Here is a 14,752-nt window from a genome sequence, read left to right as displayed (position 1 = left end):
GGTGAAGCGCGTCCGTGTCGACTCCCGCGCAGTCTCCTCCGTGGGCTACGACTCGGACATGGCCGTGCTCGAGCTCGTGTTCACCTCGGGCGAGGTCTACCGGTACTACGCCGTGCCGCCGTCGGTGCATCGCGGTCTTCTCGAAGCCGAGAGCATCGGCCGCTACTTCGGCGAGCACATCCGGGGCATCTATCCCGAGCGCCACGAGAGGTGAGCAGCAAAAGAAAAACCCCCGCCGAAGCGGGGGTTTCAGGTGGTGCGCGATACTGGGATCGAACCAGTGACCTCTTCCGTGTCAGGGAAGCGCGCTACCGCTGCGCCAATCGCGCCCGTCAGGGCTCTTGAGTTGCTGAGTGGAGGTGGCGACGGGATTCGAACCCGTGTAAACGGCTTTGCAGGCCGGTGCCTAGCCGCTCGGCCACGCCACCGTGTGGTTTGACCCCACGTGCCGTGACTCTCCCCGGGAGGAAAGTCCCTGCACTCGAGCGGATGACGAGACTCGAACTCGCGACCCCAACCTTGGCAAGGTTGTGCGCTACCAACTGCGCTACATCCGCATTTCGTTCCCGGATTCGCACCCGGGCACTCGTAAGACTTTAGCCCACGAATCGCGTCCCGCAAAACCGGACGCGGCCCGCGCGTGTCTGTCCGGAGTGGTTCGAGACCGCGGCGCTCGTCGGGTAGTATCGAGTCTCGGCCCCTACGGGCCAAGGGCGATTGGCGCAGTTGGTAGCGCGCTTCCTTCACACGGAAGAGGTCATCAGTTCGAGTCTGGTATCGCCCACCATCTCACCCCGGAAGACCTGGTCCTCCGGGGTTCTTCATGCCCGCGAGTCGCGTGGTCCGGTCACGGCCCAGCCGTACCGGCGGTGCAGCACGTCGGCGACGCGCACGAATCGATCCAGGTCGAGAACGGATGCCTCGCGCCGCATGCCCGAGTGATGCACACGGTAGAGCTGCTCGACGTCGACCCACGACGGCCGGGCCTGCGCGTCCCAGCGACCCGTCCCGATGGCGAAGAAGTCGCGGTCGCCGTCGTGCGACTTGCTGGTCAGCCGCACGCCGTAGACCCACTCCTCGTCCTGACGTCCGACGATGAGGACCGGCCGGTCCTTGCCTCGCCCGTCGTTCTCGTCGTAGGGGACCCATGTCCAGATGATCTCGCCCGCGTCAGGATCGCCGTCCACCTCGGGCGCGTAGGAGAGCTGCAGCCCGTCGGGCGGTGGCGGGACGATCTCCACGGTCGCGTTCGGTCCGCCGCGTCCGGGCTCCAGGCCGGCGGAGAGGGGGACCGCTTCCGGGCTCCCCTGCGCCGCTGTCCGGCCCGCGGGCCGGAAGAGTCGCCGGAGGGTGCCGAGGAGGCCCGCACGGTTGGTCACGTCGACACCTTAGCGGCGCAGGCAGAAGGGGCGCCGCGGATGATCCGCGGCGCCCCCTCAGGCTGTGATGCGATAAGTCAGGCGCGTGAGCTCTCGAGCACGTAACCCTCTTCGCCGTGGACGACGGTGTCGATTCCGGCGACCTCGTCCTCGTTCTTGACGCGGAAGCCGATCGTCTTCTCGATCGCGAGGCCGATGATGAAGGCCAGGACGAACGAGTAGACGAGCACGGAGACCGCCGCGATCGCCTGGACGAGCAGCTGCGTGCCGTCGCCACCGGTGAACAGGCCGGTGTTGGTCGCGAAGAAGCCCAGGAACAGCGTTCCGATCAGACCGCCGACGAGGTGGATGCCCACCACGTCGAGGGAGTCGTCGAAGCCCCACTTGAACTTCAGCTCGATCGCGAGGGCGCAGACCGCACCGGCGATGAAGCCGAGCAGGATGGCCCAGCCGGGCGTCAGCGATGCGCACGCCGGGGTGATCGCGACGAGACCCGCCACGGCACCGGAGGCGGCGCCGACCGAGGTGGGCTTGCCGTCCTTGAGCTTCTCCACGACGAGCCAGGCCAGGAGTGCTGCAGCCGGGGCGGCGATCGTGTTGACGAAGGCCAGCGCGGCGGTGCCGTCGGCGGCGAGCTCCGAGCCGGCGTTGAAGCCGAACCAGCCGAACCACAGGAGGCCGGCGCCGAGCAGCACGAACGGCGGGTTGTGCGGGACGTGGACGCCCTTCTGGAATCCGACGCGCTTGCCGAGGACCAGGGCCAGGGCCAGCGCTGCGGCACCGGCGTTGATGTGGACGGCCGTCCCACCGGCGAAGTCGATCGCGCCGAGGCCGAACCACTCCTGCATGCCGTAGGTGATCCAGCCGCCGTAGGCGAAGCTGCCGTCCTCGGCGAGGCCGAAGTTGAACACCCAGCTGGCGACCGGGAAGTAGACGATCGTCGCCCAGATCGCGGCGAAGATCAGCCAGGAGCCGAACTTCGCGCGGTCGGCGATGGCGCCGGAGACGAGTGCGACGGTGAGGATCGCGAAGGTGGCCTGGAAGGCGACGAAGGCGAGCGGCGGGTACGCGGCGCCTTCGGGGACCTCGATCAGGCTCGTGAGGCCGATGGCGGACCAGTCGATCGACCAGGGGGCGACGAGGCCCTCAGAGCCGGGGAACGCGATCGCGTAGCCGTAGACGACCCACAGGACGCCGATCAGACCGAGGGCGCCGAAGCTGAGCATCATCATGCTGATGACGCTCTTCGCCTTGACGAGTCCGCCGTAGAAGAACGCGAGTCCGGGCGTCATCAACAGGACGAGCGCGGCGCATATCAGGATGAATGCGGTGTTGCCTTGATCCATCTCAGGGGGAACCTCTCTGCAGGGACGCAGGTATAGCGTCGGGTCCCCCCAGTGTCGCCACGGTCGGTTTCCGCCGCGGTTCACCCTGTGTTTCTCGCGCGTTACGCGATGCCCCTGTGCGTAAACATCGTGTTTCGCGGGGGTCGAAACGCGCCGTGAATCAGCTCAGCGTCGACGCCACGAGCCGCGAGATCGCCCGCAGATACTTCTTTCGATAGCCCCCGGCGAGCATCTCCTCGGGGAAGACGAGGTCCAGCGTGACGCCGGTCGCGCGGATCGGAAGCTCGGCGTCGTATACGCGGTCGATGAAGGCCACGAAGCGCAGTGCGGCCGACTGGTCGGTGAACACCTCGACGTCGCGCAGGCCGATGACCGACAGTCCCTCGATCAGACGGATGTAGCGCGACGGGTGCACGCGCGCCAGGTGGGCGATGAGGTCGCGGAACGCGTCGTCCGATGCGGGGCCGGAGGCCGCGGCATCCGCGATCGCGTTCTCGTACTCGGTGTCCGTGAGTGTGGTGGCGTGTCCGTCGAGCGTCCGATGGCGGTAGTCGGTGCCGTCGATTCGGATGGTCTGGAAGCTCGCCGACATCGCATGGATCTCGCGCAGAAAGTCCTGCGCGGCGAACCGGCCCTCGCCCAGGGCGTTGGGAGGAGTGTTGGATGTCGCAGCCAGCCGGGTGCCCGTCGAGACGAGCTCCGCGAGCAGTCGGGTCATCACCATGGTGTCGCCCGGATCGTCGAGCTCGAACTCGTCGATGCACAGCAGGTCCGACCCGCGGAAGAGCTCGACGGTGTTCTTGTAGCCCAGCGCACCGACCAGGGCGGTGTACTCGATGAACGAGCCGAAGTACTTCCGGCGGGCGGGCATCGCGTGGTAGACCGACGCCAGCAGGTGGGTCTTGCCCACGCCGAACCCGCCGTCGAGGTAGACGCCGGGCTTGACCTCGGGACGCTTGGCCTTGCGGAAGAAACCGCCCTTGACCGGCTCGCCGGCGCCGCAGAATGCCAGCAGGAGGTCCTTGCCCTCCTGCTGCGACGGGTACGCGGGGTCGGCGCGATAGGTGTCGAACGTCGCGTCGGCGAACTGCGGGGGCGGGACCAGGGCGGCGACCATCTCGGCTCCCGCGAGCTGCGGAGTGCGCTCCACGAGGTGGACGATGCCGGGGCGGGAGACGGAGGCGGTCATGCGGATCCTGTGTCGGAGTCTTACGGAAGCGAGCGGTCGGCCCGGCTGGGAATCTAGGGTCGGAAAGGGCGGTTCCCACCCTAGTCGCCACAATTTTCCGCCCTGACCCGAGGAGCACCCATGACCGTCGAGACCGACACGTCGTCCGCCAAGTTCGCCGAGTACGCCGAGCCCGGCCGCCTCGTCACGGGCGACTGGCTGCAGGAGCGACTCGGTGAGCCGGGACTCGTCGTGGTCGAGTCGGACGAGGACGTGCTGCTCTACGAGGTCGGGCATATCCCGGGCGCGGTGAAGGTCGACTGGCACACCGAGCTGAACGACCCCGTCGTGCGCGACTACGTCGACGGCGCCGGTTTCGCCGAGCTCCTCAGCCGCAAGGGCATCGGCCGCGACGACACCGTCGTCATCTACGGCGACAAGAACAACTGGTGGGCGGCCTACGCCCTCTGGGTGTTCTCGCTGTTCGGCCACGAGGACGTGCGCCTGCTCGACGGCGGCCGTGACAAGTGGATCGCGGAGGGTCGTCCGATCATCACGGACCCGACGAACCGCGCCCCCTCCGACTACCCGGTCGTCGAGCGCGACGACTCGCTGCTGCGCGCGTACAAGGAGGATGTGCTCGCCCACCTCGGCAATCCCCTCATCGACGTGCGCTCTCCCGAGGAGTACGACGGTTCGCGCACGTCGGCGCCGGCCTACCCCGAGGAGGGCGCGCTGCGTGCGGGCCACATCCCGACCGCTCAGAGCGTGCCGTGGGCACGGGCCGTGGCCGCGGACGGCGGCTTCAAGACGCGGGCCGAGCTCGATGCCATCTACCGCGGCGATGCCGGGCTGCAGGACGGCGACTCCATCGTGGCGTATTGCCGCATCGGCGAGCGGTCGAGCCACACCTGGTTCGTGCTCAAGAATCTGCTGGGCTTCGACGACGTGCGGAACTACGACGGCTCCTGGACCGAGTGGGGCAGCGCGGTGCGGGTTCCGATCGCGACGGGCGCCGAGCCGGGCCAGGCGCCGACGCGCTGAGCCGCGGCATCCCGTGAAATGATGGCGGGGATGTCCGAAGCCGCCCTGCCCGAGAGTCTCGCCGAGATCCGCGACGAGTTCCTCGAGCTGCCCGAGTCCGATCGGCTGCAGCTGCTGCTGGAGTTCTCGCAGGAGCTTCCGGCCGTTCCGGCGGAATACGAGAACCACCCCGAGCTCTACGAGCGCGTGGCGGAGTGCCAGTCCCCCGTGTTCATCGTGGTCGACGTGGATGCGCACGGGATCGTCGCGATGCACGCGACCGCGCCGCAGGAGGCGCCGACCACCAGAGGCTTCGCGAGCATCCTCGCGCAGGGCATCACCGGGCTGACGGCCGACGAGGTGCTCGCCATTCCAGCCGACTTCCCGCAGAGCATCGGGTTGACGCGGGTCGTCTCGCCGCTGCGCATCTCGGGGATGACCGGCATGCTCATGCGCGCCAAACGGCAGGTGCTGGTCAAGCGCAGCGTGTGAGGCCGCTCCCCAGGGTCAGTCGGGACTGCCGGCCGCTTCGCCCAGGAGGGCGCGGGCGGTGAGCCAGGAGCGGATGCTGTCGCTCCATCGCTCCTGGTCGTAGTTCCACAGCTTCGTATGGCGCGCGACCTCGAACACCCGCAGCTCGACGAGGTCGGGCCGCGCCATGAGGAGGTCGTGCGAGGCGTCCGAGGGCACGAAGCCGTCGTCGTCGCTGTGGAGGATGAGCATCGGATGCCGCAGCTCCGCCGCCCGCGCGACGACATCGAGTCGATCGAACGGGATGGCGCTGCCCGCGCGTGTGATGGGGGTCGCCCATTCGCTCTGAAGTGCGCCGATCGCCAGGCCGCTGACCGTGGGCGGCACGTGCAGGACCCGCGCCTGATACTCCAGGACGAGCCGCCAGTCGATGACCGGCGACTCCAGGATGAGGCCGGCGAGGGAATCGCCGTGCGCGGAGTTGAGCGAGACCTGGAGTGCGATCGCGCCGCCCATCGACCACCCCATCATGGTGATCCGGCGCGCGCCCCGGCGACGGGCGAAACCCACGGCGGCGTCGACGTCGCGCCACTCCGTCGCACCGAGCGAGTAGGTTCCCGCCCGGCTGCGCGGAGCCTCGCCGTCATTGCGGTACGAGACGACGAGGGACGTGATGCCGAGGGCATGGAAGACCGGCACCGCGCGCAGGCACTCGGCGCGGTTCGTGCCGCGGCCGTGGATCTGGATGACCCACACGTCGCCCTCCCCCGCGGGGAAGAGCCAGGCCGGGCAGGGGCCGACCGCGCTGCCGATGAGCTCGGGGGTGAACGGCAGATGGAGCTGCTCGGGGCGGTCGAAATACCACCCGCTGAACGCGGCATCGGGTGAGAGATGGGCGTCGCCTGCCACGTGCGTGAGGAGCTTGCGCTTCACGCTGGTCTCGTCCTCGGACAGCACCGAGCCGAGCTTGACGTAGGTCGACGACCCGCTCGTGAACAGTCCGTAGCGACCGGGAAGCTGCGTGTCGGGGGTGCGCGACAGCGTGATCGTCTGCGCCGCGGTGTCCAGGGCGAGGATGCGGGTGTCGGGCACCCGCACAGCGGGAGTGACGATGCGGCGCGCCATGTGAATGGACGCCACCGCCGTCGCGGAGAGCACGCCGGCGAGAGCCACGCTGACAACAGTGAGCGCGGCCCTCACTCCGACGAGGAGAGCGGGGGATGCGCCGCGCAACGCGGCGCGCCTGGAGGCGACCATCGAGGCCTCACTCTAGTCTGTCCGCGTGGCTGAGCATCGTCCCCCGGCGGCTGCGTCGCCCTTCGCGCACGCGGCCGATGAGGTGCGGGCGGTCGAATTCCGCGGCGATCTGTCGGTGCGCGAGATCACCGCCCCCGCCGGTCTCGCGACGAATGCGCTGGCGCTCGCAGGCGACGTGCGTCCGGAGGACGAAGGCGTCGACTCCCCCTACGGCACAGGACGCTTCATCCTCCTCCACGACCCCGACGAGCCGACCCAGTGGAACGGGCCGTGGCGGATCGTGTGCTTCGCCCAGGCGCCGCTCGAGCCCGACATCGGGGTCGACCCGCTTCTTGCCGATGTGGCCTGGGCGTGGCTGACCGACGCGCTCCGATCACGCAACGCCCCTTTCCACTCGGCATCCGGAACCGCGACCAAGACACTGTCGAAGGGCTTTGGGTCGCTGGCGTCCGAGGGCGACGGCGCGCAGATCGAGCTGCGGGCTTCGTGGTCGCCGGAAGGCGCGATCGGTCCGCACGTGGAAGCATGGGCAGAGCTTGTGTGCATGCTCGCGGGGCTTCCCCCGGGCTCGGAAGGGATTGCAATGCTGGGTTCTCGCAGGGCGACGCGTGGCTGAATACGTCGTCATCGATCGGCTCGATGGACTGATCGAGGCTTCTCGACGGCTGGCGGAGGGGCACGGCCCCGTCGCTGTCGACGTCGAGCGCGCCTCGGGCTTCCGCTATTCGCAGCGCGCCTACCTCATCCAGGTCTTCCGCCGGGGCGCGGGGGTGTTCCTCTTCGATCCGCCTCCGATCGGCGACTTCCGATCGCTGCAGGATGCCATCGGCGACACCGAGTGGGTGCTGCACGCGGCGAGCCAGGATCTGCCGTCGCTGCGCGAACTGGGCCTCGAACCGGCGTCGATGTTCGACACCGAGCTCGCAGCACGGCTGCTCGGGCACGAGCGTGTCGGCCTCGGCGCGGTGGTGGAGGACACGCTGGGCATCACGCTCGCCAAGGCCCACTCGGCCTCCGACTGGTCCACGCGTCCGCTCCCCCAGTCGTGGCTCGAGTACGCGGCATTGGATGTCGAGCACCTCGTCGACGTGCGCGACGTCCTGGTTGCCGAGCTCGTGGAGCAGGAGAAGACGGGGTTCGCCGCCGAGGAGTTCCAGGCGGTGCTCGAGCGCGAGCCGAAGCCGCCGCGGGACGAGCCGTGGCGCCGCCTGAGCGGACTGCACACGGTGCGCGGACGCAAGGCCCTCGCTGTCGCGCGCGCGCTGTGGACCTCGCGGGAGGAGTACGCCCGGGACGAGGACGTCGCACCCGGTCGCCTGGTCCCCGACCGCTCTCTCGTCGCCGCGCTGCTGGCCGATCCCCAGACCAAGCAGGATCTCGCGGCGGTGAAGGACTTCACCGGGCGGGCCAGCCGGTCCCAGCTCGATCGCTGGTGGGCCGCCTTCGAGGAGGGCCGGGCGTCGACCGACCTTCCGCTCGAGAGGGCGACCGGCGGAGACACCCTTCCGCCGCCGCGAGCCTGGAGCGACCGCAACCCCGAGGCGGACGCCCGGCTCAAGGCCGTGCGGCCGGTTGTCGAGCAGCGCGCAGAAGAGCTTCACATGCCCACCGAGAACCTGTTGACGCCCGAGCTGCTCCGCCGGGTCGCCTGGCAGCCGCCCGAGCCGCTGACCGCCGATGCCGTGGGCGACGCGCTCCTCGCCCTGGGGGCCCGCCACTGGCAGATTGCGCAGACTGCACAGTTGATCGTCGAAGCCTTTGTGGGATCCGTGCAAGAACCGACGGCGGCCCCGGAAACCGATTCGTAGGATTCCCCCACCCGTTTTCCCGCCCCTCACGGCCGATACCTAGGCTGGCGGCATCCCTATTATTGGAGGCAGAGTGGCCGAGATTTCGGACGTCTTCTTCGTCGACGGCATGCGCACGCCGTTCGGGCGCGCTGGCGAAAAAGGCATGTACTGGAACACCCGATCGGACGATCTCGCCGTCAAGGCGACGATCGGCCTGATGGAGCGGAACCCCGGCGTTCCCAAGGACCGCATCGACGATGTCGCCATCGCGGCCACGTCGCAGACGGGCGACCAGGGCCTCACCCTCGGCCGCAGCGTCGCGATCCTCGCCGGCCTGCCGCAGACCGTGCCCGGCTTCGCGATCGACCGCATGTGCGCCGGCGCGATGACGAGCGTGACGACGATGGCCGGATCGATCGGCATGGGCATGTACGACGTCGCCCTCGCCGGTGGCGTGGAGCACATGGGACACCACCCGATCGGCGGCAATGCCGATCCCAACCCGCGCTTCGTGGCAGAGCGGATGGTGGATCCGGGCGCACTCAACATGGGCGTCACCGCCGAGCGCATCTTCGACCGATTCCCACACCTCACCAAGGAGCGCTCCGACCGCTACGGCATGCTGAGCCAGCACAAGGCGCAGGCGGCGTACGAGGCGGGAAGGTTCCAGCCCGATCTGGTGCCCGTCGCGATCAAGGACGCCGAGGGCTCGTGGGGTCTGGCGACCGAGGACGAGGGCCGCCGGCCGCAGACCACGATGGAGGATCTCGCCGCTCTCAATACGCCGTTCCGCCCGCACGGACGCGTCTCGGCGGGAACGTCGTCGCCGCTCACCGACGGTGCGACGATGTCGCTGCTCGCCGGTGGCGGGGCGGTCAAGGAGCTCGGCCTGACCCCGAAGATGCGGCTCGTCTCGTTCGCCTTCGCGGGCGTGCAGCCCGAGATCATGGGCATCGGCCCCATCCCGTCGACCGAGAAGGCGCTCAAGAAGGCCGGCCTCACGATCGCCGACATCGGGCTCTTCGAGCTCAACGAGGCCTTCGCGATCCAGGTCATCTCGCTGCTCGACCACTTCGGCATCGCCGACGACGACCCGCGGGTCAACCAGTGGGGCGGCGCGATCGCGCTCGGACACCCGCTGGCCGCCTCGGGCGTTCGCCTGATGATCCAGCTCGCGGCGCAGTTCGCCGAGCGCCCCGATGTCCGCTACGGCCTCACCGCGATGTGCGTGGGTCTCGGGCAGGGCGGCTCGGTCATCTGGGAGAACCCGCACTACAACGGCAAGAAGAAGTAGGACCACTCGATGACGAACTACGAAGAGATCGACTTCTCGCCCCTGAACGCCCTGGCCGAGGGGGAGGTCGTCACCCAGTCGCGGGCGCGCGACATCCGTCTTCCCTCCGGCAAGGTGATCGCGCTCATCACCCTCGACAACGGGCGGGACCACACGCGTCCCAACACCCTCGGGCCGACCACGCTCACGCAGCTCGGGGCCACGCTCGACGCCCTCAAGGCCCGAGCCGCGGCCGGCGAGATCGATGCGGTCGCGGTGACCGGCAAGCAGTACATCCTGGCCGCCGGGGCCGATCTGTCCGACATCTCCAAGGTCGGGTCGAAGGACAACGCCCGGCTGATCGCCCAGCTCGGGCACCACGTCTTCGGCAAGCTCTCCGACCTCGGCGTGCCCTCGTTCGCATTCGTGAACGGGCTGGCGCTCGGCGGCGGACTCGAGATCGCGCTGAACTCGAGCTATCGGACGGTGGATGCCTCCGCCGCCGCGATCGCGCTGCCCGAGGTCTTCCTCGGCATCATCCCCGGCTGGGGCGGCGCCTACCTGCTGCCGAACCTCATCGGCATCGAGAACGCGCTCGAGGTCGTCATCTCGAACCCGCTCAAGCAGAACCGGATGCTCAAGCCCCAGCAGGCGTTCGATTACGGGGTGGTCGACGCCATCTTCCCGGCCGCGAACTACCTCGAGGACTCGCTGAAGTGGGCCGATGGCGTGCTCGGCGGGACGATCAAGGTCGTCCGCAAGAACGAGCCCGGCAAGATCGAGCGACTCACCAAGTGGCCCATCGCCGTCAAGATGGCGCGCGGCATGCTCGAGTCGAAGATCGGCACCGTTCCGAAGTCCCCGTACGCCGCGCTCGAGCTGCTCGACAAGGCGAAGGGCGGCACGCGCGCCGAAGGGTTCGCGCGTGAGGACGACGCCCTCGCCGAGCTCGTCACGGGCGACCAGTTCGCGGCATCCATGTACGCGTTCGATCTGGTGCAGAAGCGTGCCAAGCGGCCGGTCGGCGCGCCCGACAAGGCGCTGGCGAAGAAGGTCACCAAAGTCGGCATCATCGGCGCCGGCCTCATGGCGAGCCAGTTCGCGCTGCTCTTCGTCCGCAAGCTGCAGGTGCCCGTGCTGATCACCGACCTCGACCAGGCACGCGTCGACAAGGGCGTCGCCTACATCCACGAGGAGATCGGCAAGCTCGAGGCGAAGGGCCGTCTCGACGGCGACAGCGCCAACAGGCTGAGGGCACTGGTCACCGGTACGACCGACAAGAGCCTGTACGCCGACTGCGACTTCGTCATCGAGGCGGTGTTCGAGGAGGTGGGCGTCAAGCAGACGGTGTTCGGCGAGATCGAGCAGTACATCTCCGAGGACGCCATCCTGGCGACGAACACCTCGTCGCTCTCGGTCGAGGAGATCGGTGCGAAGCTCGCCCACCCCGAGCGTCTCGTCGGCTTCCACTTCTTCAACCCGGTGGCGGTCATGCCGCTGATCGAGATCGTGAAGACGCCGCACACCTCGGATGCCGCACTGTCGACGGCGTTCGTGGTGGCCAAGACCCTGGGCAAGAACGCGGTGCTGACCGCGGACGCGCCGGGATTCGTGGTGAACCGTCTCCTGGCCAAGGTCATGGGCGAGGCCGCGCGTGCGATCTACGAAGGCACTCCCCTGCTGACCGTCGAGAAGGCGTTCGCGCCGATCGGGCTGCCGATGACGCCGTTCCAGCTCATCGACCTGGTCGGCTGGAAGGTCGCCGCGCACGTGCAGGACACCATGGTGAAGGCCTTCCCCGACCGCTTCTACGCCTCGGAGAACTTCCACCGGCTCGCCGACCTCGCCGAGGTCGTGGAGAAGGACAAGAGCGGTCGCGTGACCGGGTGGACCAAGGCCGCGGAGAAGGTGCTCAAGGGCACCGTCGGATCGACGCCCTCGAGCGAGGCCGAGATCCTGCAGCGCGTTCAGGACGGTCTCGCGAAGGAGATCCGGATCATGCTCGACGAGGGCGTGGTGCCCGAGGTCGAGGACATCGACCTGTGCCTCATCCTCGGTGCCGGCTGGCCCTTCATCGACGGCGGAGCCTCGCCCTATCTCGACCGCGAAGGAGCCTCCGAGCGAGTGTTCGGCGACACCTTCCATCACCCGATCATCAAGGGCATCGGCGGCTGACGCCCGCCCGCAGACGAAGGGCCGCCGTTCTCTCGGGAACGGCGGCCCTTCGTCTTGGGCAACGGCTTCCGACGGCACCGTGAACACTCGCCCCGGGACGGCCGATCGTGCGCGGCCGGGGCTGCGCCCACGGCATCCTGAGAGCGTTCGACGGCGGAGTCTCAAGGGAGGCGATGGAGATGATCGATGCATTCGCGGGACTGTTCAGCGGCAGCGGGATGAACACGCTGCTGAGGACCAGCGGTGCGATCCTGACGACGCTGCTCGTCATCCCGGCGATCATGAAGCTGTTCGTGGTCACGATCGACGAAGGGTCGGCCGCGATCCGCACCCGCAACGGGAAGCCGATCATCCGCAGGGGATCTCGCTCGGGCGACGCGCGGGGAGAGGTGGTGGTGCTCCGACCCGGCACCCACGGGGCGATCCCGATCTTCTACTGGTACCGGCTCATCGACGTGCGCGCGCGGTCGAATGATCTGCCCGTTCGCCACCTCACCGGCGCAGAACGGCATCAGCACCTCGTGCACGCGTCGTTCGACTGGCGGCCGCTGACCACCGGACACGATCTGCGCGTGTTCGAACTCGACGTGGTCAACGTGACCGAACGCGCGGGGAACATCGTCGGCGCCGCGCTGCGGGACATCGTGCACCGCCTCGAAGGTCCGGTGCTCCCTCCGAACGCCGAGCTGTCGCCGATCGTCGTCGCCGCCTGTGCGGACGGTGTTCGATCCAGCTGCGGGATCGAGCTCGTCGCCGTCACCGTGACCGGAGACGCCCTCACCGACGGCTATCTCCTGTCGGAGGCGCTGGCCGCCGCATCCGCTCGCGCGGACTCCCCCGGCGCGGCTGCGGCGACCATCGTCGCCAGCCGGCTCAGCGCCGTCGGATGAGTGACGCTAGTCGCGCGCGTCGGAGCGCGCCCACTCCCCGATCACGGGAATCTCAGTCGTCGCACCGCGCGCAACCGGGATGCGGGTGCCGAGCACCTGGGCGACGACATCCTGAGCGATCTTCGCGGGCGTGAGTCCGGCATCCTCGAGGATCTGCTCTCGGCTGGCGTGATCGATGAACTCGTCGGGCAGGCCGAGCTCGTCGACAGCCGTGTCGACCCCCGCCTCGCGGAGCACCTGGCGCACGCGCGTGCCGATTCCTCCGACCCGGATGCCGTCCTCGATCGTGATGACGAGTCGATGGGTCGCCGCCAGCTCGACGATCGACGGCTGCACCGGGACGACCCACCGCGGGTCGACCACGGTAGAGCCGATTCCCTGCGCCCGGAGGCGCTCGGCGACCTCGACGGCGATGTGGGCCATCGGCCCGATGCCGACGATGAGGACGTCCTGGGCGTCGGATCGCACCAGCACGTCGACGCCGTCGTCAAGCCGCTCGAGCGCGGGGATCTCGGGGCTCACTCCGCCCTTCGGGAAGCGGATCACCGTGGGGGCGTCGTCGACGTCGACGGCTTCCCGCAGCTCCTCTCGCAGACGCACCGCGTCGCGCGGCACGGCGATACGGATGTGCGGCACCAGCTGCAGCATCGCCAGATCCCAGATCCCGTGGTGGCTGGGACCGTCGGGACCGGTGACGCCGGCGCGATCGAGCACGAACGTGACTCCGGCACGATGCAGGGCGACATCCATGAGCACCTGGTCGAAGGCGCGGTTCATGAACGTGGCATAGATGGCCACGACCGGGTGCAGCCCCCCGAAGGCGAGGCCGGCGGCGGATGCCACCGCATGCTGCTCCGCGATCCCCACGTCGTAGACGCGGTCGGGGAAGCGCTGCGCGAACGGCAGCAGCCCGGTGGGTCGGAGCATCGCGGCGGTCATGCCGATGATGTCGTCGCGCTGCTCCCCCACCGCGACGAGCTCTTCGGCGAAGACGTCTGTCCAGGCGGGACCGCCGCTCGCGACGCCGACGGTCTTGCCGGTCAGCGGGTCGATCTTGCCGACGGCGTGGAACTGGTCGGCTTCGTCGTCGAGTGCTGGCTGATAGCCCCGGCCCTTCTCCGTGATGGCGTGGACGATCACCGGCGCGCCGTACAGCTTCGCCAGCTCGAGCGTCTCGATCAGCGTCGGCAGGTCGTGCCCGTCGACGGGACCGAGGTACTTGATGTCGAGGTTGGAGTAGAGCGCGGCGTTGTTGGTGAAGCGCGACAGGAAGCCGTGGGTGCCGCCGCGGACGCCGCGATAGACCGCACGGGCGGCCGGGCCGAGCCGGCGGAAGAGCGAGTCCGACCCGCGGTGGAGGGTGCGGTAGGAGTCGGCGGTGCGCACGCGGTTGAGGTAGCGGGCCATGCCGCCGATGGTCGGCGCGTACGACCGGCCGTTGTCGTTGACGACGATCACGAGGTTGCGGTCGTTGTCGTCGGAGATGTTGTTCAGGGCCTCCCACGTCATGCCGCCGGTGAGCGACCCGTCGCCCACGACCGCGATCACGTGGCGGTCCTTGCGGCCCGTGCGGGTGAGGGCGCGAGAGACGCCGTCGGCCCAACTCAGCGAGCTCGACGCGTGCGACGACTCGACGACGTCGTGGGCGCTCTCGGAGCGCTGCGGGTAGCCGGCGAGACCCCCGCGGGAGCGCAGGCTGCTGAAGTCCTGCCGTCCGGTGAGGAGCTTGTGCACGTAGGACTGGTGCCCGGTGTCGAAGATGAACGGATCGGCCGGGGAATCGAACACCCGGTGAAGTGCGATGGTGAGCTCCACCACGCCGAGGTTGGGGCCCAGGTGGCCGCCGGTGCGGGAGACGTTCTCGATCAGGAACTCACGGACCTCGTCAGCCAGCTCCTGCAGCTGCTCGGTGCTCAGCGAGTCGAGATCACGGGGTCCGGCGATGGACGACAGCAGCGACATCTCGCTCCTTTCCGGGCC

At 68.9% G+C, this 14,752-nt stretch carries 13 protein-coding genes and 4 tRNA genes; 9 read left to right on the top strand and 8 right to left on the bottom strand.

Annotated features, from left to right (window positions below; genetic code table 11):
* Position 1: 1 nt before the first annotated feature.
* Positions 2-214 (top strand): KTSC domain-containing protein, encoded by a 213-nt coding sequence (locus SOM19_RS09670; protein WP_320486303.1) that lies wholly within the window; start codon positions 2-4, stop codon positions 212-214.
* 40 nt (positions 215-254) lie between these two features.
* Here the strand turns inward: SOM19_RS09670 and SOM19_RS09665 are convergent.
* The 3 genes from SOM19_RS09665 to SOM19_RS09655 all read right to left on the bottom strand — a co-directional run bounded on the left by SOM19_RS09665 (position 255) and on the right by SOM19_RS09655 (position 557).
* Positions 255-329: transfer RNA gene (locus SOM19_RS09665), tRNA-Val, on the bottom strand.
* Between the two features lie 25 nt (positions 330-354).
* Positions 355-428, bottom strand: a tRNA-Cys gene (locus SOM19_RS09660).
* A 56-nt stretch (positions 429-484) separates the two neighbouring features.
* Positions 485-557 (bottom strand) — tRNA-Gly (locus SOM19_RS09655).
* A 154-nt stretch (positions 558-711) separates the two neighbouring features.
* On the opposite strand from SOM19_RS09655, the gene SOM19_RS09650 reads away from it, so the two are divergent.
* A tRNA-Val gene (locus SOM19_RS09650) sits at positions 712-787 on the top strand.
* Between the two features lie 34 nt (positions 788-821).
* Here the strand turns inward: SOM19_RS09650 and SOM19_RS09645 are convergent.
* The 3 genes from SOM19_RS09645 to zapE form a co-directional block, all read right to left on the bottom strand.
* Positions 822-1,379, bottom strand: a complete 558-nt coding sequence (locus tag SOM19_RS09645) for a type II toxin-antitoxin system PemK/MazF family toxin (RefSeq protein WP_320486302.1) — start codon at positions 1,377-1,379, stop codon at positions 822-824.
* Between the two features lie 77 nt (positions 1,380-1,456).
* Positions 1,457-2,725: an ammonium transporter gene (locus tag SOM19_RS09640; RefSeq protein WP_320486301.1), complete on the bottom strand. Its 1,269-nt coding sequence runs from the start codon at positions 2,723-2,725 to the stop codon at positions 1,457-1,459.
* Positions 2,726-2,885: 160 nt separating this feature from the next.
* Positions 2,886-3,914: a cell division protein ZapE gene (zapE, locus tag SOM19_RS09635; protein ID WP_320486300.1), complete on the bottom strand. Its 1,029-nt coding sequence runs from the start codon at positions 3,912-3,914 to the stop codon at positions 2,886-2,888.
* A 120-nt stretch (positions 3,915-4,034) separates the two neighbouring features.
* On the opposite strand from zapE, the gene SOM19_RS09630 reads away from it, so the two are divergent.
* Positions 4,035-4,937: a sulfurtransferase gene (locus tag SOM19_RS09630; protein WP_320486299.1), complete on the top strand. Its 903-nt coding sequence runs from the start codon at positions 4,035-4,037 to the stop codon at positions 4,935-4,937.
* Positions 4,938-4,967: 30 nt separating this feature from the next.
* The gene (locus tag SOM19_RS09625; RefSeq protein ID WP_320486298.1) at positions 4,968-5,408 is read left to right on the top strand and encodes a SufE family protein; all 441 of its coding nucleotides are present in this window, start codon (positions 4,968-4,970) and stop codon (positions 5,406-5,408) included.
* Positions 5,409-5,423: 15 nt separating this feature from the next.
* Here the strand turns inward: SOM19_RS09625 and SOM19_RS09620 are convergent, their stop codons facing one another.
* On the bottom strand, positions 5,424-6,644 hold the full coding sequence (locus SOM19_RS09620; RefSeq protein ID WP_320486297.1) for an alpha/beta hydrolase: 1,221 nt from the start codon (positions 6,642-6,644) through the stop codon (positions 5,424-5,426).
* Positions 6,645-6,669: 25 nt separating this feature from the next.
* On the opposite strand from SOM19_RS09620, the gene SOM19_RS09615 reads away from it, so the two are divergent.
* The 5 genes from SOM19_RS09615 to SOM19_RS09595 all read left to right on the top strand — a co-directional run bounded on the left by SOM19_RS09615 (position 6,670) and on the right by SOM19_RS09595 (position 12,772).
* Positions 6,670-7,260 (top strand): DUF3000 domain-containing protein, encoded by a 591-nt coding sequence (locus SOM19_RS09615; RefSeq protein WP_320486296.1) that lies wholly within the window; start codon positions 6,670-6,672, stop codon positions 7,258-7,260.
* Positions 7,253-8,452 (top strand): ribonuclease D, encoded by a 1,200-nt coding sequence (locus tag SOM19_RS09610; RefSeq protein ID WP_320486295.1) that lies wholly within the window; start codon positions 7,253-7,255, stop codon positions 8,450-8,452. Before SOM19_RS09615 ends, SOM19_RS09610 begins: the two co-directional genes overlap by 8 nt.
* A 73-nt stretch (positions 8,453-8,525) precedes the next feature.
* Positions 8,526-9,728 carry a thiolase family protein gene (locus SOM19_RS09605; RefSeq protein WP_320486294.1) on the top strand — a complete coding sequence of 401 codons (1,203 nt, stop codon included), beginning with the start codon at positions 8,526-8,528 and terminating at the stop codon, positions 9,726-9,728.
* A gap of 9 nt (positions 9,729-9,737) precedes the next feature.
* Complete coding sequence (locus SOM19_RS09600) at positions 9,738-11,882, top strand: 3-hydroxyacyl-CoA dehydrogenase NAD-binding domain-containing protein (RefSeq protein WP_320486293.1); 2,145 nt, start codon at positions 9,738-9,740, stop codon at positions 11,880-11,882.
* A gap of 179 nt (positions 11,883-12,061) precedes the next feature.
* On the top strand, positions 12,062-12,772 hold the full coding sequence (locus SOM19_RS09595; RefSeq protein WP_320486292.1) for an SPFH domain-containing protein: 711 nt from the start codon (positions 12,062-12,064) through the stop codon (positions 12,770-12,772).
* 6 nt (positions 12,773-12,778) lie between these two features.
* Here the strand turns inward: SOM19_RS09595 and dxs are convergent, their stop codons facing one another.
* A complete protein-coding gene (dxs, locus tag SOM19_RS09590) occupies positions 12,779-14,734 on the bottom strand; it encodes a 1-deoxy-D-xylulose-5-phosphate synthase (RefSeq protein ID WP_320486291.1) in 1,956 nt (651 codons plus the stop codon).
* Between the last annotated feature and the right edge of the window lie 18 nt (positions 14,735-14,752).

The organism is Microbacterium sp. CFBP9034 (assembly GCF_034045255.1).
In the GTDB taxonomy this organism is placed as follows: Bacteria; Actinomycetota; Actinomycetes; order Actinomycetales; family Microbacteriaceae; genus Microbacterium.
Note: the sequence above shows the minus strand (reverse complement) of the source record. Positions and strands in the feature narration are given on the sequence as shown.